Raw genomic sequence first — 608 nt, forward strand, 5'->3', positions numbered from 1 at the left:
CCCCCCACACCACCAGCCGCGTGTAGTCCCCACCCCCATCCGTCACCGCATAGTCGCTGGTCCCATAGTACCGCAGCGCCTCGGGCAGCTCCCGCTCCCCGAACCGCCGAAAACACCCCCGCTCGAAATAGCTCCCCTCCGCCGCCGTCGGCCGCTGCTGGTACAGCGCGTTCCACGTCCGCGGGTTCAGCCGATACGGCCGCCAGTGCGCCTCGCTCCAATACTCCGGCCACAGCCAGTCCCCCGGCATCCGGCCCAGCGGGTCATCCCCGCGCTCCGCCATCGCCGGGATACAGACCACCTCCCAGACCTCCCCGTCCCGGCACAGCACCGGCCCGCTCCGCCCGTCATAGCCCTCCGGCAACAGGCTCCCGGCCAGGTCGTCCTCATGCCACCGCGTCTGGATCAGCACGATCCGCCCCCCGGCCTTCAGCCGCGTGCGCACCGTGTCGTCGAACTCCTCTCGCGTCCGCCGCCGGATCAGCGGACTGTCCGCCTCGGCCCGCCCCTTCACCGGATCGTCCACCACGATCAGGTCCGCCCGGTTCCCCGTGATCCCGGCCAGCATCCCGGCCCCATCCACTCCCCGCCGTTGTCCAGCCCCCAGT

At 71.7% G+C, this 608-nt stretch carries 1 protein-coding gene; it reads right to left on the bottom strand.

Going from position 1 to position 608, the window contains the following annotated elements; all coding sequences use genetic code 11:
- A partial coding sequence (locus tag GVN21_RS20360) for a hypothetical protein (protein WP_205690213.1) occupies window positions 1-568 on the bottom strand: 568 nt, incomplete at its 3' end.
- Window positions 569-608: the final 40 nt, after the last annotated feature.

It is taken from the genome of Caulobacter sp. SLTY, assembly GCF_009905535.1.
Lineage (GTDB): Bacteria > Pseudomonadota > Alphaproteobacteria > Caulobacterales > Caulobacteraceae > Caulobacter.